Source organism: Lentzea waywayandensis, from assembly GCF_900115955.1.
GTDB lineage: Bacteria > Actinomycetota > Actinomycetes > Mycobacteriales > Pseudonocardiaceae > Lentzea > Lentzea waywayandensis.
Genome location: NZ_FOYL01000005.1, coordinates 382514 through 400543, shown reverse-complemented (window position 1 = coordinate 400543; position 18030 = coordinate 382514). Strand labels below are relative to the sequence as shown.

At 69.6% G+C, this 18030-nt stretch carries 20 protein-coding genes; 10 read left to right on the top strand and 10 right to left on the bottom strand.

Annotation, left to right across the window (positions count from 1 at the left end):
* Positions 1-21: 21 nt before the first annotated feature.
* Positions 22-1224 carry an adenosylmethionine--8-amino-7-oxononanoate transaminase gene (locus BM417_RS22035; RefSeq protein ID WP_245822105.1) on the top strand — a complete coding sequence of 401 codons (1203 nt, stop codon included), beginning with the start codon at positions 22-24 and terminating at the stop codon, positions 1222-1224.
* Here BM417_RS22035 and BM417_RS22030 read toward each other — a convergent pair.
* Positions 1197-1439 carry a glutaredoxin family protein gene (locus tag BM417_RS22030; RefSeq protein WP_093597368.1) on the bottom strand — a complete coding sequence of 81 codons (243 nt, stop codon included), beginning with the start codon at positions 1437-1439 and terminating at the stop codon, positions 1197-1199. The two genes, BM417_RS22035 and BM417_RS22030, sit on opposite strands and share 28 nt — an antisense overlap.
* Before the next feature lie 130 nt (positions 1440-1569).
* Between BM417_RS22030 and bioD the strand changes: the two genes are divergently transcribed.
* The 4 genes from bioD (at position 1570) to BM417_RS22010 (ending at position 4180) form a co-directional block, all read left to right on the top strand.
* Positions 1570-2289 (top strand): dethiobiotin synthase, encoded by a 720-nt coding sequence (bioD, locus tag BM417_RS22025; protein WP_093597365.1) that lies wholly within the window; start codon positions 1570-1572, stop codon positions 2287-2289.
* A 70-nt stretch (positions 2290-2359) separates the two neighbouring features.
* Positions 2360-3376, top strand: a complete 1017-nt coding sequence (gene bioB / locus BM417_RS22020) for a biotin synthase BioB (protein WP_093597363.1) — start codon at positions 2360-2362, stop codon at positions 3374-3376.
* A 2-nt stretch (positions 3377-3378) separates the two neighbouring features.
* On the top strand, positions 3379-3573 hold the full coding sequence (gene bsaP, locus BM417_RS22015; protein ID WP_407656168.1) for a biotin synthase auxiliary protein BsaP: 195 nt from the start codon (positions 3379-3381) through the stop codon (positions 3571-3573).
* A gap of 13 nt (positions 3574-3586) precedes the next feature.
* A complete protein-coding gene (locus BM417_RS22010) occupies positions 3587-4180 on the top strand; it encodes a DUF2567 domain-containing protein (RefSeq protein ID WP_093597360.1) in 594 nt (197 codons plus the stop codon).
* Between the two features lie 100 nt (positions 4181-4280).
* Here BM417_RS22010 and BM417_RS22005 read toward each other — a convergent pair whose 3' ends face one another.
* The 4 genes from BM417_RS22005 to BM417_RS21990 all read right to left on the bottom strand — a co-directional run bounded on the left by BM417_RS22005 (position 4281) and on the right by BM417_RS21990 (position 8261).
* Positions 4281-5003, bottom strand: coding sequence for a putative hydro-lyase (locus tag BM417_RS22005; RefSeq protein ID WP_093597357.1), 723 nt, complete (start codon positions 5001-5003; stop codon positions 4281-4283).
* Positions 5000-6244 (bottom strand): MFS transporter, encoded by a 1245-nt coding sequence (locus tag BM417_RS22000; RefSeq protein WP_093597354.1) that lies wholly within the window; start codon positions 6242-6244, stop codon positions 5000-5002. Before BM417_RS22000 ends, BM417_RS22005 begins: the two co-directional genes overlap by 4 nt.
* 630 nt (positions 6245-6874) lie before the next feature.
* Positions 6875-7555, bottom strand: coding sequence for an LON peptidase substrate-binding domain-containing protein (locus BM417_RS21995; RefSeq protein ID WP_093597351.1), 681 nt, complete (start codon positions 7553-7555; stop codon positions 6875-6877).
* A 10-nt stretch (positions 7556-7565) separates the two neighbouring features.
* Complete coding sequence (locus BM417_RS21990) at positions 7566-8261, bottom strand: NUDIX hydrolase (protein WP_401032272.1); 696 nt, start codon at positions 8259-8261, stop codon at positions 7566-7568.
* Between the two features lie 73 nt (positions 8262-8334).
* Here BM417_RS21990 and nadA point away from each other — a divergent pair, with 73 nt between their 5' ends.
* From nadA to nadC, 3 genes are read left to right on the top strand one after another with little or no spacing between them, the layout of a single operon-like run.
* Entirely contained in the window at positions 8335-9354 is a 1020-nt protein-coding gene (nadA, locus tag BM417_RS21985; protein ID WP_093597348.1) for a quinolinate synthase NadA, read from the top strand.
* Positions 9354-10967, top strand: a complete 1614-nt coding sequence (locus BM417_RS21980) for an L-aspartate oxidase (RefSeq protein WP_093597345.1) — start codon at positions 9354-9356, stop codon at positions 10965-10967. Before nadA ends, BM417_RS21980 begins: the two co-directional genes overlap by 1 nt.
* Positions 10964-11800: a carboxylating nicotinate-nucleotide diphosphorylase gene (nadC, locus tag BM417_RS21975; protein ID WP_093597342.1), complete on the top strand. Its 837-nt coding sequence runs from the start codon at positions 10964-10966 to the stop codon at positions 11798-11800. The genes BM417_RS21980 and nadC overlap by 4 nt, the downstream gene beginning before the upstream one ends.
* Here the strand turns inward: nadC and BM417_RS21970 are convergent.
* Together BM417_RS21970 and BM417_RS21965 are read right to left on the bottom strand one after the other, a co-directional pair.
* A complete protein-coding gene (locus tag BM417_RS21970; protein ID WP_093597339.1) occupies positions 11771-12196 on the bottom strand; it encodes an antibiotic biosynthesis monooxygenase in 426 nt (141 codons plus the stop codon). The two genes, nadC and BM417_RS21970, sit on opposite strands and share 30 nt — an antisense overlap.
* A gap of 23 nt (positions 12197-12219) precedes the next feature.
* Complete coding sequence (locus BM417_RS21965; RefSeq protein WP_093597336.1) at positions 12220-12999, bottom strand: carbon-nitrogen hydrolase family protein; 780 nt, start codon at positions 12997-12999, stop codon at positions 12220-12222.
* Between the two features lie 24 nt (positions 13000-13023).
* Here BM417_RS21965 and BM417_RS21960 point away from each other — a divergent pair, with 24 nt between their 5' ends.
* Positions 13024-14523 (top strand): ABC transporter substrate-binding protein, encoded by a 1500-nt coding sequence (locus tag BM417_RS21960; RefSeq protein WP_093597333.1) that lies wholly within the window; start codon positions 13024-13026, stop codon positions 14521-14523.
* Here BM417_RS21960 and BM417_RS21955 read toward each other — a convergent pair.
* Together BM417_RS21955 and BM417_RS49285 are read right to left on the bottom strand one after the other, a co-directional pair.
* Positions 14516-15007 carry a hypothetical protein gene (locus BM417_RS21955; protein ID WP_093597330.1) on the bottom strand — a complete coding sequence of 164 codons (492 nt, stop codon included), beginning with the start codon at positions 15005-15007 and terminating at the stop codon, positions 14516-14518. The two genes, BM417_RS21960 and BM417_RS21955, sit on opposite strands and share 8 nt — an antisense overlap.
* Before the next feature lie 10 nt (positions 15008-15017).
* Entirely contained in the window at positions 15018-15506 is a 489-nt protein-coding gene (locus tag BM417_RS49285; RefSeq protein ID WP_245822065.1) for a hypothetical protein, read from the bottom strand.
* Between the two features lie 27 nt (positions 15507-15533).
* Between BM417_RS49285 and BM417_RS21950 the strand changes: the two genes are divergently transcribed.
* Entirely contained in the window at positions 15534-16655 is a 1122-nt protein-coding gene (locus BM417_RS21950) for an aminotransferase class V-fold PLP-dependent enzyme (RefSeq protein ID WP_245822063.1), read from the top strand.
* Here the strand turns inward: BM417_RS21950 and BM417_RS21945 are convergent.
* Positions 16639-17934: a M14 family metallopeptidase gene (locus tag BM417_RS21945; RefSeq protein WP_093597325.1), complete on the bottom strand. Its 1296-nt coding sequence runs from the start codon at positions 17932-17934 to the stop codon at positions 16639-16641. The two genes, BM417_RS21950 and BM417_RS21945, sit on opposite strands and share 17 nt — an antisense overlap.
* Between the last annotated feature and the right edge of the window lie 96 nt (positions 17935-18030).

Sequence of the window (18030 nt, the reverse complement as noted above, 5' to 3'; positions counted from 1 at the left end):
GTCTGGCACCCGTACGGCCCGATGCCGGGCACCCGGGAACCGTTGCTCGTCTCGGAGGCCTCGGGTGTCCGGCTGACGCTGGCGGACGGCCGGCAGCTCGTGGACGGCATGTCGTCCTGGTGGGCGGCCATTCACGGCTACCGGCACCCCGTGCTGGACGCGGCCGTCACCGACCAGCTCGGCCGGATGAGCCACGTGATGTTCGGCGGGCTCACGCACGAGCCCGCCATCAGGCTCGCCGCGAAGCTGGTCGAGATCACGCCTTCGGAGTTGCAGCACGTGTTCCTGTGCGACTCCGGCTCGGTGTCGGTCGAGGTCGCGGTGAAGATGTGCCTGCAGTACTGGCGCTCGCAGAACCGGCCGGAGAAGCACCGCCTGCTGACGTGGCGCGGCGGCTACCACGGCGACACGTTCAACCCCATGTCCGTCTGCGATCCCGAGGGCGGGATGCATTCGCTGTGGCGTGGAATTCTGCCGCAGCAGGTGTTCGCGGACGCGCCGCCGGCCGAGATGGACACCGCGTACGTCCAGCACCTCGCCGACGTGATCGAGGAGCACGCGGGTGAGCTCGCCGCGATCATCGTCGAGCCGGTCGTGCAGGGTGCGGGCGGCATGAGGTTCCACGACCCGCGCTACCTGCACGTTCTTCGTGAGCTCGCGTACACGCACGACGTGCTGCTGGTGTTCGACGAGATCGCCACGGGCTTCGGGCGCACCGGCGAGTTGTTCGGTGCCGACCACGCGAACGTCAGCCCCGACGTCATGTGCCTCGGCAAGTCGCTGACCGGCGGTTATCTCACGATGGCCGCCACTTTGTGCACGTCCCGGGTCGCCGACGGGATCAGCAAGGGCGAGGTGCCGGTGCTGGCGCACGGGCCGACGTTCATGGGCAACCCGCTGGCGGCGGCGGTGTCGCTGGCGTCGATCGACCTGCTGCTGTCGCAGGACTGGAAGCGTGAGGTCGCGCGCATCTCGGCCGGTCTGACGGCGGGACTCGCGCCCGCACGCGCGTTGCCCGGTGTCCGGGACGTGCGCGTGCTGGGCGCTATCGGCGTTGTGCAACTGCATGAGCCGGTGGACATGGCACGAGCCACCAAGGCGGCCGTGGACGCGGGTGTGTGGCTGCGGCCGTTCCGCGACCTGATCTACACGATGCCGCCGTTCATCAGCACGGACGACGACGTCGCGGCGATCTGTCAGGGCGTGATCGCGGCGGCGAGCTGAGTGTCGGTCGGCTCGACCAGGAACTCGCCGTTCGGCAGCACGACGACGGGGATGTTCTTGCGTCCCGCGATCTCGATCGCCTTGTCCCGCGCCTCGTCGTCGTTCGCGACGTCGAGGTAGGTGAACGGCACGTTGTTGCGGGTCAGCCACGACTTGGCCCGGCGGCAGTCGCCACACCATTCGGCGCCGTACATCACGATCGGTTGCTCACTCATGCTGCGTATTTTGCCGCTCCTTCGGAGACGGCGGCGCGGTCGCCTTGAAGTCGGTCGTCCGGCCGACTCCTTCGGGTGACCGGACGACCGACGCGACCGCGCGAGCTCGCAAGGCCTAAGGTGAGGATCTGTGAGCGTGCTGGTGATCACCGGAACCGGGACCGAGGTCGGCAAGACCGCCGTGACCGCGGGCATCGCGGCGCTGGCCAGGGCAGAAGGCAGACGGGTCGCGGTGCTCAAGCCCGCGCAGACCGGCCTGCTGCCCGGCGAGCCGGGCGACGTCGCGGAGGTGGCGCGGCTGGCGGGCGACGTGACGACCCGTGAGCTGGCCAGATACCCCGACCCGCTGGCCCCGAACACCGCGGCTCGCAGGGCCGGCATGGCCACCGTGCACCCCGCGGACGTCGCCGCCGCCGTGACGGAGCTCGACGCGTCCCACGACCTGGTGCTGGTCGAGGGCGCGGGCGGGCTGCTGGTGCGGTTCGACGAGGGCGGTTCGACGCTGGCCGACATCGCGTGGGCGGTGAACGCGCCGGTCCTCATCGTGGCTCAGGCCGGGCTCGGCACGTTGAACACGACCACGCTGACGGCCGAGGCGCTGCAACGGCGTGGCATCGAGTCGCTGGGCGTCGTGGTCGGCAGCTGGCCGTTGCACCCCGACCTCGCCTCGCTGACGAACCTGGCCGATCTGCCCGACGCGGCGGGTGGCCCGTTGCTCGGCGCGTTGCCCCAGGGTGTGACGAAGCTCGGTTCTGTGGATTTCCTGGCCGTCGCCAAGAGATCGTTTTCACCGTGGTTCGGCGGCGAGTTCGACCCGGAGACGTTCGCGGCTCAATTCGCGGTCCAGTGATCTACGTCGCTCCACGATGAAGGATTCAGTGAGGCACACTGGCTCGCCAGGCCACAGAGGAGGAGAGACCGTGACCGCAGCACCGGAACAGATCGACGTGCTCGACGAGGCTCGTGAGCAGGTGCTCGAACGAGGCGTCGGGCTCACCGAGGCTCAGGTGCTGAAGGTGCTGGAGCTCCCGGAGGACCGGATCCCGGACCTGCTGGCCCTGGCGCACGAGGTTCGTGAGCGCTGGTGCGGCCCCGAGGTCGAGGTCGAGGGCATCGTGTCGCTCAAGACCGGCGGCTGCCCCGAGGACTGCCACTTCTGCTCGCAGTCCGGCCAGTTCCCCTCGCCGGTGCGCTCGGCGTGGCTCGACATCCCAGGCCTGGTCCGCGCGGCGCGGCAGACCCGCGACACCGGCGCGACCGAGTTCTGCATCGTCGCGGCCGTGCGCGGCCCGGACAAGCGGCTGCTCTCGCAGGTGCGCGACGGCATCAAGGCCATCCGCGAGGACGGCAACGACATCCAGATCGCCTGCTCGCTCGGCATGCTCACGCAGGAGCAGGTCGACGAACTGGTCGCGATGGGCGTGCACCGCTACAACCACAACCTCGAGACGGCCCGCTCGCACTTCCCCGAGGTCGTGACCACGCACTCCTGGGAGGAGCGCTGGGACACGCTGCGGATGATCCGCGACGCCGGCATGGAGGTCTGCTGCGGCGGCATCATCGGCATGGGGGAGACGCTGGCGCAGCGCGCGGAGTTCGCCGTGCAGCTGGCCGAGCTGGAGCCCGATGAGGTGCCGTTGAACTTCCTCATCCCGAACCCCGGCACGCCGTACGAGAACTACCCGGTCGTGGAGGGCGCCGAGGCGCTGCGCACGGTCGGCGCGTTCCGGCTGGCGCTGCCTCGCACGATCCTGCGGTTCGCCGGCGGCCGTGAGCTGACGTTCGGCGACCTGGGCGCGAAGCAGGGCATGCTTGGCGGCATCAACGCGATCATCGTCGGCAACTACCTGACGAACCTCGGCCGTCCCGCGCAGCAGGACCTCGACATGCTCGAAGAACTGTCGATGCCCATCAAGGCGCTGAGCCAGACCCTGTGATGATTACGACCGTGTACTGCTCCTTCTGCGGCAAAGAGGAAGCTGACGGCGACCACGCGTTCTGCCGTCAGCGCCTGTCCATGATCGACCCGCCGCGGTACTGCGCGGAGTGCGCGCGCCGCATGGTCGTCCAGGTGACCCCGGACGGCTGGACGGCGCGCTGCAGCCGCCACGGAGAGCTGGGTTCGGCTCGGTAGTAACCTCTCGCGAATGGACGAGAAAGCAGCGCCGGTGCGCATCGAACCCGTGCCGGAGCCGCCGTACGTCTACCACTACTACATGCGGCCACGGCCGAAGGTCGTGGTGAAGCGGGACCTGTTGCCGGGCCTGGTGGTGGCGCTGACGACGTTCGCGTTCGGGCTGCCCGCCGCGTACCTGTGGTCGTGGCTGGCCCCGGCGCAGCTCAAGATCGTCTCGCCGCAGGACGGCAAGTTCTACCCGATCGGGATCGAGAGCTACCACCGGCTCGACGCGCTGATGGTGTTCGTGCTGATCGGGCTCGGCGCCGGCGTGATCACCGGGATCGCGACGTGGCTGCTGCGGCAGCGGCGCGGGCCGGTCGTGATGCTGGGCATGACCGCCGGCTCGTTCGCGGCGGGGTGGATGGCGCAGTGGATGGGCGGCAAGATCGCCCTGGGCGCCTACCCGATGCCGGCGTCGATCAAGGCGAACGACACGTTGCTCATCGCGCCCGCTTTGGAGACGTGGTGGGGAATTCTGGCGTGGCCGCTGGGTGCCGCGCTGGCGTACGGCTGCTGCACGGCGTGGAACGGCCTGGACGACCTGGGGCGGCGCCTCGGCTGAGGGCTCGAGGCGCCGTCCTTCAGTCTGTCGTGTGTTTTGGCTGCCCCGGCGGCCAAAACACACGACAGACTGACTTGGCATCTAGGAATGTCACAGTGACCTATCCGACCCGATAGGCGAAGTCGGGCATGTCCGTCACGAACATCTGACCCGGCGCGTGCGTGATCGCGAACGGCGGCTTGGACTTCATCAGCACCGCCTGTGGCGTCACGCCGCACGCCCAGAACACCGGCACGTCACCGGGTTCGTGCTCGACGGCGTCCCCGAAGTCCGGTTCGTCGATGTCCCCGATCCCGAGCATCCTCGGATCTCCCGCGCCGACCGGGGCACCGTGCACCGACGGCATGAGCGCGGTGACCTTGTGCGCTATGTCCACAAGGGACTCCGGAATCCAGCGCATCGACACGACCATCGGGCCGTGCAGCCGTCCGGCGGGCCGGCACTGGATGTCCGTGACGAACATGGAGACGTTCTTGCCCTGTTCCACGTGTCGTAGCGGCACTCCGGCGTTGGTCAGTGCCGTCTCGAACGTGAAGCTGCACCCGATCAGGAACGTCACCAGGTCGTCGCGCCAGTAGTCGGTCGCGTTCTCGGGTTCGGCTTTGAGCTCGCCGTTCTCCCAGACTCGGTACTGCGGCGCGTGGGTGCGCACGTCCGCGTCCCGTTTGAGGGCGCTGACGGTCTCACCCGCGTCCAGCACGTCGAGCACAGGGCACGGCTTGGGGTTGCGGTGGGTGAAGAGGAGGAAGTCGTACGCCCAGTCCCTGGGGATGGCGATCAGGTTGGCCTGCGCCTGTCCCGGCGCTTGTCCCGCGGTCGTCATTCCAGCTCCTTGTTGACGGTCTCCGGCAGCCAGATGAGTGCGATGACCGCGATTCCGTACGCGGCCGCCCCGAACAGCATCGCACCGCCGATGCCGAGCCGGTCGGCCATGAACCCGACCAGGCCGGGGAACACCGCGCCGAACGCACGCCCGAAGTTGTACGTGAAGCCCTGCCCGGTGCCGCGCAGCTGCGTCGGGTAGAGCTCGCTGAGATAGCTGCCGAACCCGCTGAAGATCGCGGACATGCAGAACCCGAGCGGGAAGCCGAGGAACATGACCAACGTGTTGGCGCCGTTGGGAATCTGCGTGTAAGCCACGATCAGCAGCGCGCTGGCGATGGCGAAGACCACGAAGGTCTTCTTGCGCCCCAGGTAGTCCGTGAGATAGCCGCCGCAGACGTACCCGATCCACGCGCCCGTGATGAGGAACGCGAGGTACCCGCCCGTGCCGATGATCGTGAGGCCGCGTCCGGTCTGCAGGAACGCCGGCAGCCACGTCGCGAGCGTGTAGTACCCGCCCTGCACACCGGTCGCGAGCAGCGCGGCGAACAGCGTGGTCTTGAGGATCGGGCCCCGGAAGATCTTCGGGAACGTGCCGCGTTCCTTGGGCTGCGACTTGGTCTCCGGTGCGTCGTCGACGTTGCGGCGCACGTAGAAGATGAGGATCGCGGGCAGCGCGCCCGTCCAGAACATGATGCGCCAGGAGATGGCCGGGTCCGCCAGCGAGGCGACCAGCGTGTTGACGATGACCGCGAGCCCCCAGCCGACCGCCCACGCGCTCTGGATGAACGCCACCGTGCGGCCGCGGTACTTCGGCTTGCAGTACTCGGCCACGAGGATCGCCCCGGCCGCCCACTCGCCGCCGAAGCCCAGTCCCTGCAGGGCGCGGAAGACCAGCAGGGTCTCGTAGTTGGTCGCGAAGCCGCACAACACCGTGAAGAACGCGTACGCCGCCACCGTGATGATCAGCGTTTTGGAACGGCCGAACCGGTCGGCCATGACGCCCGCCACCGCGCCGCCGATGGCGCTCATGAGCAGCGTGCTCGTGCCCAGCAGGCCTGCTTCCGCTTTGGTGAGGCCGAAGTAGCCGCTGATCGCGACCAGGCTCAGGGGCAGGACCCAGTAGTCGTAGGAGTCCAGCCCGTAGCCGCCGAAGGCGCCGACGAACGCGCGCTTTCCCTTCTGGCCGAGACTGTGAAACCAGGCGAAACGGCCTGTGTCCTCGGTCGTGGACGTGCTCATGGGACACCTCGCAGCGTGGTGGAGGAGTGGTCGAGTGTGATGTGGACCTCAGAGTAAGGATTGTTCAACAATCCCACAAGGCCACAATTCAACGATCCGACGATCGGCGCGGTGGGGATGGGCTTGATGGCGCCTGCGGGTGCGGCTCAACGGGGCTGTGGGGCGCGGGTCGGCGACCTGGGTGGGCTGGGTGTTCAGGGCGGGGCTCGGCGCAGGCGATCGGGTGGCGGGGCTCAGCGCGGGCCTTCAGGTGGCGGGGCTCAGGGCAGGCGCTCAGGCGGTGAGGCTCAAGGCAGGCGGCACTGAGCACGGGAAGGCAGCGCGAGCACGGGGGAGGCAGCGCGAGCACGGGGGAGGCAGCGCGAGCACGGGGGAGGCAGCGCGAGCACGGGGGAGGCAGCGCGAGCACGGGGGAGGCAGCGCGAGCACGAGGACAGCGCGAGCACGGGGACAGCGCGAACGTGCAGGCGGTTCGAGGCCCGTCTGCGGCCGGCCGCTGCTCATCGGCGGCACCAGGTCCCGGGAGCACCTCGCTGAAGGCTTCCGCGCCGGCCGAAGGCTTCCGCGCACTCACGGGCCTGCCGCCGCACGCCGGGAAGTTCCAGGCACGACCCGTTCGGAGTGCTCGGCCTAGTTGGGGCTCGGCACGTGCCCGAACTCCGTCAAAGGCACCGGCACCGCCTTCAAAGCGCTCAGAATCCCGGTCTCCCGGTGCAGCATCCGCCGCACCAGCCGCAGCCGCCGCGCCGGTGACCTCTCCTCCAGCAGTCGCTGCCGGTCCTCGACGGGCAGCAGGCAGTCGGCGGCCAGCAGGTACGACAACGCGCCGAGGTCGATGTCCTCGGCGGGCGGTGCCCAGTCCTCGCGGTGCCAGGCGGCGCCGCAGTAGCGTTCGTGGGCCGCGCGGGCGCCGCGTTCCAGGATCGGCACGACCTCCAGGGCGGCCTCGGGCACCGGGGCGTCGTCCAGGTAGTCGACGTGGGCCAGCAGGTACGGCGCGGTCGTCGTGTCGACGTCCAGCAGCCGGAAGCGGCGCACTCCGCGCGTCACGATGTCGAAGCGGCCCTCGGGCAGCGGGCGGGCGTCGAGCAGGTCAGCCGAGCAGCCGATGTCCTTGAGGGAGCGGACGTTGTCGGCGCCCACCTCCCAGCCCTCCTTGATGCACACGACGCCGAACGTGCGGCCGAACAGCGAGCCGGTCATCAGGTCGACTACGAGCTGGCGGTAGCGCGGTTCGAAGATGTGCAACGGCAAAGACGCCCCAGGCAGAAGGACAGTGCCCAGGGGGAACAACGGAAGCGTCTCTGCCACGCGCCCAACGTTACGTGGTGCCTCCGCCGCCCGCCGGACGGCCGGATCCGGGCGGTCTGAGCACGGCGAACGGATCGGTGACCAAGATTCCCTTGGCGCTGAACCGGAACAGCGCTGCCGGACGGCCGCCGGACGGGCCGGGGGGAGCGGTACCACCCGTGGGCTCCAGCAACAACCGGCGTGAGAGCACGCGTTGCAGGTTCGTGGCGGACACGCGGTAGCCCAGCGCCGCCGAGTAGTGGTCGCGCAGCAGGGAGATCGTGAACTCCGGTGGCGCGAGGGCGAAGCCGATGTTCGTGTACGACAGCTTCGAGCCCAGCCTGTGCCGTGCTCGATGCACGATCGAGGCGTGGTCGAACGCCATCAGCGGAAGCTTCTCCACGCAGTGCCACTCCGTGTCGGCCGGCCGCTCCGGATCGACGTCCGAAGGGACCAGTCCGAGGAACGCCGTCGCCACGACACGGGGACCGGGAACGCGGTCCGGGGCGCTGAAAACGGCGAGCTGCTCGACGTGTGACAACTGTCGCACGTCGACTTTCTCCGCCAGCTGACGCCGGATGGAGGACTCGACGTCCTCGTCCACCCGCAGCTCCCCACCGGGCAGCGACCAGCGGTGAGCGTGTGGTTCCCGTGCGCGCTCCCACAGCATGACCTGGAGTGACGCACCTCTCACCCGCAACACAGCGGCCAGAACTTCGTGCCCCACACCTGCCACCTGGCTGATACTATCGGCCACGTTTTCGACCAGTAGGCGAAAACCCCGGATCGAGGAGGCAGTGATGGTCGCTACCGCAACCGTGGAGCGAACCGCGTCGGGTGTGTACGGCGGAGTCGAGCCGAACGCCGCGTGGCGAGACGAGGTGCTGCGCCTCGCCGAGGAGCGCGACGCCGTCATCCTGGCGCACAACTACCAGCTGCCCGAGATCCAGGACATCGCCCATCACACCGGCGACTCCCTCGCGCTGAGCCGGATCGCCGCGCAGTCCGACGCGCAGACCATCATCTTCTGCGGCGTGCACTTCATGGCCGAGACCGCGAAGATCCTCGCGCCGCAGAAGACCGTGCTGATCCCGGACGAGCGCGCGGGCTGCTCGCTCGCCGACTCGATCACCGGCGCGCAGCTGCGCGAGTGGAAGGCCGAGCACCCCGGCGCGGTCGTCGTGTCCTACGTGAACACCACGGCCGAGGTGAAGGCCGAGACGGACATCTGCTGCACGTCCTCGAACGCCGTCGACGTGGTGCGCTCGATCCCGGCCGACCGCGAGGTGCTGTTCTGCCCGGACCAGTTCCTGGGCGCGCACGTCAAGCGCGAGACCGGACGCGAGAACATGCACATCTGGGCGGGTGAGTGTCACGTCCACGCCGGCATCAACGGCCCCGAGCTGGCCGAGCGCGCCGCGGCGAACCCGGAGGCGGACCTCTTCATCCACCCGGAGTGCGGCTGCGCGACGAGCGCGCTGTACCTGAGCGGCGAGGGCATCGTCCCGGCGGAGAAGGTCAAGATCCTCTCGACCGGCGACATGATCACCGCGGCCCGCAGCACGAAGGCCACCAAGGTGCTCGTCGCGACCGAGATCGGCATGCTGCACCAGCTGCGCAAGGCCGCCCCGGAGATCGACTTCCGCGCCGTGAATGACCGCGCGTCCTGCACCTACATGAAGATGATCACGCCGGCCGCGCTGCTGCGGTGCGTGCGCGACGGCCTGGACGAGGTGCACGTGGACCTGGAGACCGCCAAGCGCGCCCAGGGCGCCGTGCAGCGCATGATCGAGATCGGCAAGCCCGGCGGCGGTGAGTGATGGCCGCGCGCTGGGAGGCGCGAGCCGACCTGATCGTGGTCGGCACGGGCGTGGCGGGTCTCACCGCCGCGCTGCGGGCTCGTGAGCTGGGACTTCGGGTCCTGGTCGTCACGAAGGCCGCGGGCGACGACGGCAACACCCGCTGGGCCCAGGGCGGCGTCGCCGTCGTCATGGAGGACCAGCACGACCTCGGCGACTCGGTCGGGAAGCACATCGAGGACACGCTGACGGCGGGCGCGGGCCTCTGCGACGACGTGGCCGTCGCGGCGATCATCTCCGACGGCCCCGCGGCCGTCGCCCGGCTGCGCGAGCGCGGTGCCGTGTTCGACGCCAAGCCGGACGGCCTGCTCGAACGCACCCGCGAAGGCGGCCACAGCGCGTTCCGCGTCGTGCACTCCGGTGGCGACGCGACCGGCGCCGAGGTCGAACGCGCACTGCTCAAGGCCACTGTGGACGGACGGGTTCCCCTGCTGGAGAACCACGTCGCTGTCGACGCCGTGAAGACGCCGCTCGGCGCCGTCGCCGGACTGCTGGTGCTGGACGGCAACGGCGTGCCGGGCGTGCTGACCGCGCCCGCCGTGCTGCTGGCGACCGGCGGCCTCGGCCAGATGTACCAGGCGACCTCGAACCCCTCGGTGGCGACGGGGGACGGTCTGGCACTGGCTCTGCGCGCCGGCGCGGTGGCGGCCGACGTCGAGTTCATCCAGTTCCACCCGACCGTCCTCTACACGGGCCGTGGCGCACGTGGCCGCTGCCCGCTCGTCACGGAGGCCGTGCGCGGCGAGGGCGCCGTGCTGATCGACGCGACCGGCGCCCGCGTGATGAAGGGCGTGCACCCGCTCGAAGACCTCGCCCCGCGCGACGTCGTGGCGGCCGCGATCACCCGGCACATGGCGCTCGAACCCGGTGGTGTCGACGACCACGTCTTCCTGGACGCGACGGCGTTGCACGACATGGCGACCCGCTTCCCGACCGTGTTCTCGGCCTGCGTGTCGGTGGGCATCGACCCGGCCGTGGACCCGATCCCCGTCGCCCCGGCGGCACACTTCGCCTGTGGTGGCGTGGTGTCCACCGTGGACGGCCGCACCGGTGTCGCCGGGTTGTACGCGGTCGGCGAGGTCGCCCGCACCGGCCTGCACGGCGCGAACCGCCTGGCCTCCAACAGCCTGCTCGAAGGCCTGGTCTGCGGCACCCGTGCCGCCGAGGCCGTCGCCTCCGACCTCGCCGTCGGCCTGATCGCGCCCGCGCGGGCCGTGGAGGTCTCGCTGCCGACCGCGCCCGTGGCGGACCGCGACCTGCTTCAGCGCGTGATGTCCCGCTACGCCGCGATCGGCCGTGACGCCGAAGGTCTGGCCGTCGTCGGCTCGGTGCTTGACGTGTCCACTGTGGACAAGCAGCTGGAGTCGCGCGAACTGGTCGAGGACGCGGCGCTGACCATGGCCGCCCGCGCCCTGATCGCGGCGGCCCAGCAACGCACCGAGTCTCGTGGCTGCCACGTCCGCACGGACTTCACCGAGCGTTCGCAGGCGTGGCAACGCAGTCAGCTCGTCCGGCTCACCCCGACCGGTCAGCCCGTGCTGGCCGATCCTGTTCTCGCAGAGGGCGTCGCATGACCATCGATTGGGACGACGCGAACCGGGTCATCCAGCTCGCGTTGGAGGAGGACCTCCGCTACGGCCTCGACGCCACGACGCTGGCGACCGTGCCGGAGAAGGCCGTCGCCACCGCCGAGATCACCCCTCGCGCGGCGGGCGTGCTGTGCGGTGTTTCCGTGGCACGCACCGCTTTCCAGCGCTACCTGCCCGAGATCGAGGTGCTGTCCGAGGCCGCCGACGGCGACAAGGCGGTCCCCGGTGAGCCCGCCCTGGTGCTCACCGGCCCGACCCGCGGCCTGCTCACGGTCGAGCGCACGGCGTTGAACCTGATCTGCCACCTGTCGGGCATCGCCACGCAGACCGCCCGCTGGGTGACCGCGATCGAGGGCACCGGTGCTTTCGTGCGCGACTCCCGGAAGACGTTGCCGGGCCTGCGTTTGCTGCAGAAGTACGCGGTGCGGGCCGGCGGCGGCGTGAACCACCGCATGGGTCTCGGCGACGCGATCCTGATCAAGGACAACCACGTCGCCGCGGCCGGTTCGGTCGGTGCCGCGATCCGGGCGGCCCGTGCGCACGCGCCGGAGTTGCTGATGGAGGTCGAGGTCGACAGCCTGGCGCAGCTCGACGAGGCGTTGGCCGAAGGCGCGGAACTGGTGCTGCTGGACAACTTCACGCCCGAGCAGTGCGCTCAGGCCGTGAAGGTCCGTCCGGACGGGGTGAAGCTTGAGGCGTCCGGCGGGCTCACGCTGGACGTGGCCCGCCAGTACGCCGAGACCGGCGTGGACTACCTCGCGGTCGGCGGCCTCACGCACTCCAGCCCGTCACTCGACCTCGGCCTGGACCTTCGCTAGCGGCCGGTACCGCTCGACGCTCACGTGCTGGACGCCGGGGAAGTTCTGCACCCGGCGCCAGTCGGCCGTCGCCGAGCCGACACCGCCGCCGCTCGACACCGCGTCGACGTGGTCCTCGGCGCTGACCCACTCCGCGTAGTTGATCACTCGCCGGCCGTCGTCCCGGACGTGGAAGGCGGCGGAGATGCCGCCGGGGTGCGGGTTCGGCTCGCTGGCCAGCGCCACGAACACCGAGTCGACCCACGCCCGTGCGGTCGCCTCGCTGTCGGTGTCGACGGTGACGAGCACGACGCAGCCGGGCTCGCGGCGGTCACGCGGGTCGCCGGAGCGGTACAGCTTGTAACCGTCGAGGTTCTTGCGGTCGTGGACGAAGGAGGGCAGTTCGGGAAGCGTCATGCCCTCGATCCTGTGGTCTCGACCTAACTGGAGGTCAAGCGTCGGTTCGCCAGCACGGGCAGGACTTCACGAGCTCGTGCCACAGAGTCGAGATCCAGGTCCACGATCGTGTCGGAGGGCTGCTCCGACAGCTGCACGACGATGTTCCCGAACGGGTCGGCGACCGTCGAGTAGCCGATTCCGGTCGGCGCGGACGACCCGAGATCACCGGGATAGGCCTGCCCACAGGCCACGACGAACGACGTGCAGTCCAGAGCGCGCGCCCGCACCAGCAGTTCCCACTGCTCCTTCTTGCCCGGCCCGGCACCCCACGACGCCCCGACCAGCACGGCGGACGCGCCCTTGTCGGCCAATGTGGTGAAGAGCTCGGGGAAGCGGATGTCGTAGCAGGTGGCCACGCCCAACGTGACGCCGTCCACCTCGAACACCACCGGCTCGGCGCCTGGCGCGACCGTCCGCGACTCCTGGAACCCGAACGCGTCGAACAGGTGAATCTTGTCGTAGCCGACGTGGATGTCCGGCCCGGTCACCAGAAGCGTGTTCGTCACGCGGTCACCGGAAGGCGTGAACATCCCGGCCACCACCACGACGTCGTGCGACGCCGCGATCTCGTGCACCGCCGATGCCCACGGCCCGTCCAACGGCTCCGCGACAGGCCCGAGAGGCACGCCGAAACGGCACATCGTCGCCTCGGGCAGCAGAACGACCCGTGCACCCTCGGCCCTGCGCACCGCGTCGCGGACGAGCTCCAGGTTGGAGCGGGGATCGGTGGTCGAGCTGATCTGACTCACGGCGACGCGCATGGGGATCACTGTAGGGTCCGGCGTGTGCGTTCCCCACTGCTCCTAGTCGTGTTGCTGGCCGTCGCGGGCTGCACCGAGACCGCCACACCCCGCCCGGACGGTGGGTCGAACGGCACGTCGATCGTGCTGGCGGACCGCGACGAGCCGACCACGCTGAACCCGCTGCTCGGCTACGGCGCGCAGGGCGTGTCGAAGATCTACGACGGGCTCGTGGAGCACCGCCAGGACGGGTCGCTGACCCCGCGGCTCGCGGCCGATCTGCCCGCGCCGGCGGCGGACGGGCTGAGCTGGACGGTCAAGCTGCGCGGCGACGTGAAGTTCACCGACGGCAGCACGTTCGGCGCCGAGGACGTGGTCGCCACCTACACCGCGGCGCTGCAGAACCCGGTCAAGGAGCGGTTCAGCACGCTCAAGAGCGTCGAGCAGCTCGACCCCTCGACGGTCCGCTTCACCCTGACGCAGGTGCACGCCGCGTTCCCGCACCTGCTCGTGCTCGGCGTCCTGCCCAGCGAGCAGGCGAACCCGGCCGGTCAGCCGGTCGGCACCGGCCCGTACAAGGTCACCGAGTGGAAGAAGGGCGACCGGCTGCTGCTGGAGTCCAACGACGGCTACTTCGACGGCGCGCCGAAGGTCAAGAAGGTGACCGTCGTCTTCGTCACCGACGACAACCAGCGTGCCCGCCGCATGCAGGACGGCGAGTTCGACGGCACGGTGCTGCCGCCCAAGATCGCCACGCAGTTCGCCTCCAGGTCGGGTCTCCAGGTGAACTACCACCGCAGCGCCGACTACCGCGCCGTGCGGCTGCCCGCGGCCAACCCCGTCACCGGCAACGCCTCCGTCCGGCTCGCGCTGAACTTCGCCGCGAACCGCCAGGCCATGATCGACAGCCTGCTCGAGGGCAAGGGCACCATCGCGTACACGCCGGTGCCGGACGCGCTGGCCGAGGAGTTCGACCCGACCGCGAAGTTCCGCTTCGACAAGTCCGAGGCGACGCGGCTGCTCGACGTCGGCGGCTGGGTGCCCGGCACGGACGGCATCCGGGTCCGCGAGGGCGTCCCCGCCCGTTTCACGCTGATGTACCCGCTGGGCGACGACCTGCGCGCCGACCTGGCCACGGCGTTCGCGGCCGACGCCAAGGCCGTGGGCGTCGACGTGCAGCTCGCGGGCCTGTCGTGGGAGGCGATCCGGCCGCGGATGGCCCAGGACGCGCTCCTGTACGGCGAGGGCTCGCCGTTCGACCCCGACCTGATGCTCTATGACCTGCGCGGCCAGGGCAGCCCCGCCGCCGACGCCGCGCTCGAGAACGGCCGCAAGCTCATCGACCCGGCGCAGCGCGCGGTGGCGTACAAGCTCTTCCAGCAGGCCTTCATCGCCACGCCGTCGATGGCGGTGCTGGTCTTCCCCGAGCACGCGTACGTGATGCGCGACTCGTGGAACGGCTACCAGCCCGTCGTCGACCCGAACTCCTACGGCGCGCTGGCCTGGGGCCCGTGGTGGAACCTGGAGAAGTGGGAGCCTAAGTAGTCCGGGCGTTGATCTCGCGGACGGCGCGTTCCGGGTCGTCCGCCCAGAACTCGACGCGCTCGACCCGCCGCACGCCCGTCTTGCCGAGGTTCACCAGCTGCGGCTCGTGGAACGGCACGGACACGTTCGTCCTGGTCAGCGACTGGATGACGAGCGCGTCGCCGATCACCTCGACGCTGCGCTGCCCCTTGTGGGTGCGCTCGGCGACCTGAGCCGCGCCGAGGTCCGAGGTCGGAAGGCGCCAGTCGAAGAACCCCAGCTGGCGCAGCCGCAGTTCATCCTCGGAGATCGTGTGCGGCTGCTTGGCCAGCACGTAGAGAGCGCCCACGCACACGACCGCGTTCAGCACACCCAGGACGATCAGCGTGATGAGCAGCCACGGGATGTCCAGGGCGAACGCGACCAGCGCGATCCCGACCGCCGTGATGATCAGGAACCGCAGGTACCTCGGCCGCATGCGCTTGCCGTAGGGGATCTCCACCATGCCGGTGAGCCTATTTTCGCAGCGCGCGAACCATGCCGTCGGGGTCGTCGGTCCAGAACTCGATCTTCGTCACGTCGTGCGCGCCGCGCCGGCCCAGGTCGATCTCCTGCGGATCGTTGAGCCGCAGGGAAACGTTGGTGGAGTTGGAGATCTCCAGCACGAGCGTGCCGTCCACAACGGACCGCGTCCGGTGCAACGTCCGGCTCGTCGTGCCCTGCGTCACGCTTTCGATGGCAGCCAAGGGAATCCTGTATTCGAACTCACGCGCGTACCGCAGCCAGAGGTAACGGTCGTCGACCGAGTGCTTGAACTTGTGGAGCATCCACAGCTGCCACCCGAGCAGCAACGCGCTGAGCACCCCGAACGCCAGCAGCACGGCCCGCAACCAGAACCACGGCACGATCAGCTCCACGAGCAGGATCTCCAGCGGTGTCACCACGATGAACACCCAGAGAAACGGTCTCACCTGTGCGCTGTAACCGAAAGTTCGATCCCCCATGAGTTCGATGGTGGCACAGTGGGGCGGGTGAGCGACCTGATCTTCTTGGACAGCGCCGGTTCCTCGATCCCGCCCGCCGAGGTGGTGGACGAGGTCGTCGGGCACCTGCGCAGGGAGACCGAGATCGGCGGCTACCGGGCCGCCGCGGAACGCCGTGACGACATCGAGGCGGGCTACGGCGTGCTGGCCGAGCTCTTCGGCTGCGAGCCCTCGGAGGTCGCGTTCACCGACAGCGCGACCCGGTCGTGGCTCACGGCTTTCGACGCCGTCCCGCTGGCGAAGGGCGACCGGATCCTGGTCACCGAGGTCGAGTACGGCGGCAACGCGGTGCCGATGCTGCGCCGCGCCGAGGAGACCGGCGCGACGATCGAGGTGATGCCGTCCGACCGGCACGGGCAGCTCGACGTCGGCGCCCTGGAACTGGACGAGCGGGTCAAGCTGATCTCGCTCGTGCACGTGCCCACGAACGGCGGTCTGGTCAACCCGGTCGACGAGGTCACCGCGAAGGCGCGAGAGGTCGGCGCGCTGGTGCTGCTCGACGCCTGCCAGTCGACCGGCCAGATCGATCTGCGCCACCACGACTACGACATGCTCGTCTGCACCGGCCGCAAATGGCTGCGCGGACCCCGCGGCACGGGCGCGCTGGTGGTGCGGGACGAGGTGCGTCGCAGGCTGAAGCCGCGCCTGATGGACCACAGCGCGGCGGAGTGGGTCGCGCCCGACCGCTACCGGCCGCGGGACGACGCGCGGGTGTTCGAGCTGTGGGAGTACAGCGTCGCGGACCGGCTGGGCATGATCGCCGCCGCCCGGTACGCGCTGGCCAAGGGCCTGGACGTCATCGAGGCCGAGGTGGGGGACCGCGCCAAGCGTTTGCGCGCGGGGCTCGCGAGCATCCCCGGCATCACCGTCCAGGACCTCGGCGAACGGCAGGCGGGCATCGTCACGTTCACGAGCGACCGGGTGCCGGCGATGGAGCTCAAGGACCGGCTCTGGCAGCGCGACGTCGCCGTCACGGTGTCGCAGCGCGCGTCGACGATGTTCGACATGACCAGGCGAGGTCTGGACGAAGTAGTGCGGGCCTCCCCGCACTACTTCGTCACTCCGGAGGAGATCGATCAGGCGTTGGACCGGATCAGCAGCTCACGTTGATGACGCGCTTCACGCAGTCCGAGTAGCCGACGAACAGGTCGACGGCGCGGTCGTTGCGGCTGGTCTGCGCCGCGATGACCGTGTCACGCGGGTAGAAGCCGTTGAGGCCACCGCTGCTCGGGTACATCTCGAAGGTGTACGACCAGATCTTGTGCTGGCCCCACATCCAGTCGTCGATGCTGCCGTCGGTGATGTACAGGTCGCTCGCCTGCTCCGGCGTGTAGCCGTTGGTGGCGGCCATCTGCTGGCCGAGCGTGCGGAACGCCCGTTCCTCGGTCGCGTCCAGGCCCGGCGCGGTGTTCGCGGTGGTGTAGCCGAACGGCCACAGCACGAGCTCCGAGAACGAGTGGAAGTCGATGTTCGTCTTGATCTGCTGGACGCCACCGACGACGCGCGAGTTCACGAAGTTCTTGATCACGTTGGTCTCCGGCGCCGAGAACGCCGCCGTGCCGCGGTAGGTGTCCGACGTCGTGCTGCCGCTGGAACCGCCGCAGCAGCCCCACTTGAAGCCCCAGTTGCGGTTGAGGTCGGTGCCGTTGCCCTGGCGGTTCTTGCGCCAGCCGCGGAACGACCCGGTGGCGATGTCGTACTCGACGCCGTCCGGGTTGACCATCGGGATGAACCAGACCTCGCGGGTGTCCACCAGGTTCTTGATCGCCGGGGTGGCGTAGTTGTCGGTGTAGCGCTTGATGATCTGCAGGCACTGCTCGACCGTCAGGTGCTCACGGGCGTGCTGGTTGCAGGTGAAGATCACCTCGGGTTCGCTCTCGTCGGTCGCGACGTTGTCGCTGACCTTGAGCGCCCAGATGTCCCGGTTCTGGTAGCTCTTGCCGATGCTGCGCAAGCTCGCCAGCGTCGGGTGGTCGCGGACGGTCTGCTGCAGCTCCGCGGTCATCTCCGCGAAGTTGTGGTAGCCCGCGTAGCCGGACGGGAAGTCCTGGGTGCCGACCTGACCCGGCTGCGGGTCCTTGAAGTCGACTTTGCCCAGGCTCTTGAGCTGCTGCTCGAAGTCGCCGACGTACTTGAGCGGCAGACCGGTGGCCTGCAGGGCCCGGTACTGCGCCTTGTCCGCGACGACCGAGATCGTGGTGAGCTTCGTCGCGCCGAGCACGTCCACGCCGAGCTGCGCGATCTGGGTGCGTTCGGCCGACGTGTTCGCGGTGACTTCCAGCAGATAACGGCCGGAGTCGGCGTTGCTGGGTGCCGCCATGCCCGCGACCAGCACGGGCAGACATATGGCGAGCACTGCGGCGATCTTGCCGCGGCGCTTGGTGAACATGGGTCCTCCATCATCAGCAGGGGTTTGCGACGGAGTGGTGCTCGACCGAGCGTGGCCGTGGCGTCACAGGCTGAGTAGCGCCGATAGCGGGCTGAC

What these genes read in the sequence shown, in the direction of transcription:
- BM417_RS21945 (WP_093597325.1), bottom strand. Translation starts at nt 17,934, where the DNA reads ATGTTCACCAAGCGCCGCGGCAAGATCGCCGCAGTGCTCGCCATATGT.
- BM417_RS22035 (WP_245822105.1), top strand. Translation starts at nt 22, where the DNA reads ATGCCGGGCACCCGGGAACCGTTGCTCGTCTCGGAGGCCTCGGGTGTC.
- BM417_RS49285 (WP_245822065.1), bottom strand. Translation starts at nt 15,506, where the DNA reads ATGGGGGATCGAACTTTCGGTTACAGCGCACAGGTGAGACCGTTTCTC.
- BM417_RS22000 (WP_093597354.1), bottom strand. Translation starts at nt 6,244, where the DNA reads ATGAGCACGTCCACGACCGAGGACACAGGCCGTTTCGCCTGGTTTCAC.
- nadC (WP_093597342.1), top strand. Translation starts at nt 10,964, where the DNA reads ATGACCATCGATTGGGACGACGCGAACCGGGTCATCCAGCTCGCGTTG.
- BM417_RS22010 (WP_093597360.1), top strand. Translation starts at nt 3,587, where the DNA reads ATGGACGAGAAAGCAGCGCCGGTGCGCATCGAACCCGTGCCGGAGCCG.
- BM417_RS21955 (WP_093597330.1), bottom strand. Translation starts at nt 15,007, where the DNA reads ATGGTGGAGATCCCCTACGGCAAGCGCATGCGGCCGAGGTACCTGCGG.
- BM417_RS22030 (WP_093597368.1), bottom strand. Translation starts at nt 1,439, where the DNA reads ATGAGTGAGCAACCGATCGTGATGTACGGCGCCGAATGGTGTGGCGAC.
- BM417_RS21965 (WP_093597336.1), bottom strand. Translation starts at nt 12,999, where the DNA reads ATGCGCGTCGCCGTGAGTCAGATCAGCTCGACCACCGATCCCCGCTCC.
- BM417_RS21980 (WP_093597345.1), top strand. Translation starts at nt 9,354, where the DNA reads ATGGCCGCGCGCTGGGAGGCGCGAGCCGACCTGATCGTGGTCGGCACG.
- BM417_RS22005 (WP_093597357.1), bottom strand. Translation starts at nt 5,003, where the DNA reads ATGACGACCGCGGGACAAGCGCCGGGACAGGCGCAGGCCAACCTGATC.
- nadA (WP_093597348.1), top strand. Translation starts at nt 8,335, where the DNA reads ATGGTCGCTACCGCAACCGTGGAGCGAACCGCGTCGGGTGTGTACGGC.
- BM417_RS21970 (WP_093597339.1), bottom strand. Translation starts at nt 12,196, where the DNA reads ATGACGCTTCCCGAACTGCCCTCCTTCGTCCACGACCGCAAGAACCTC.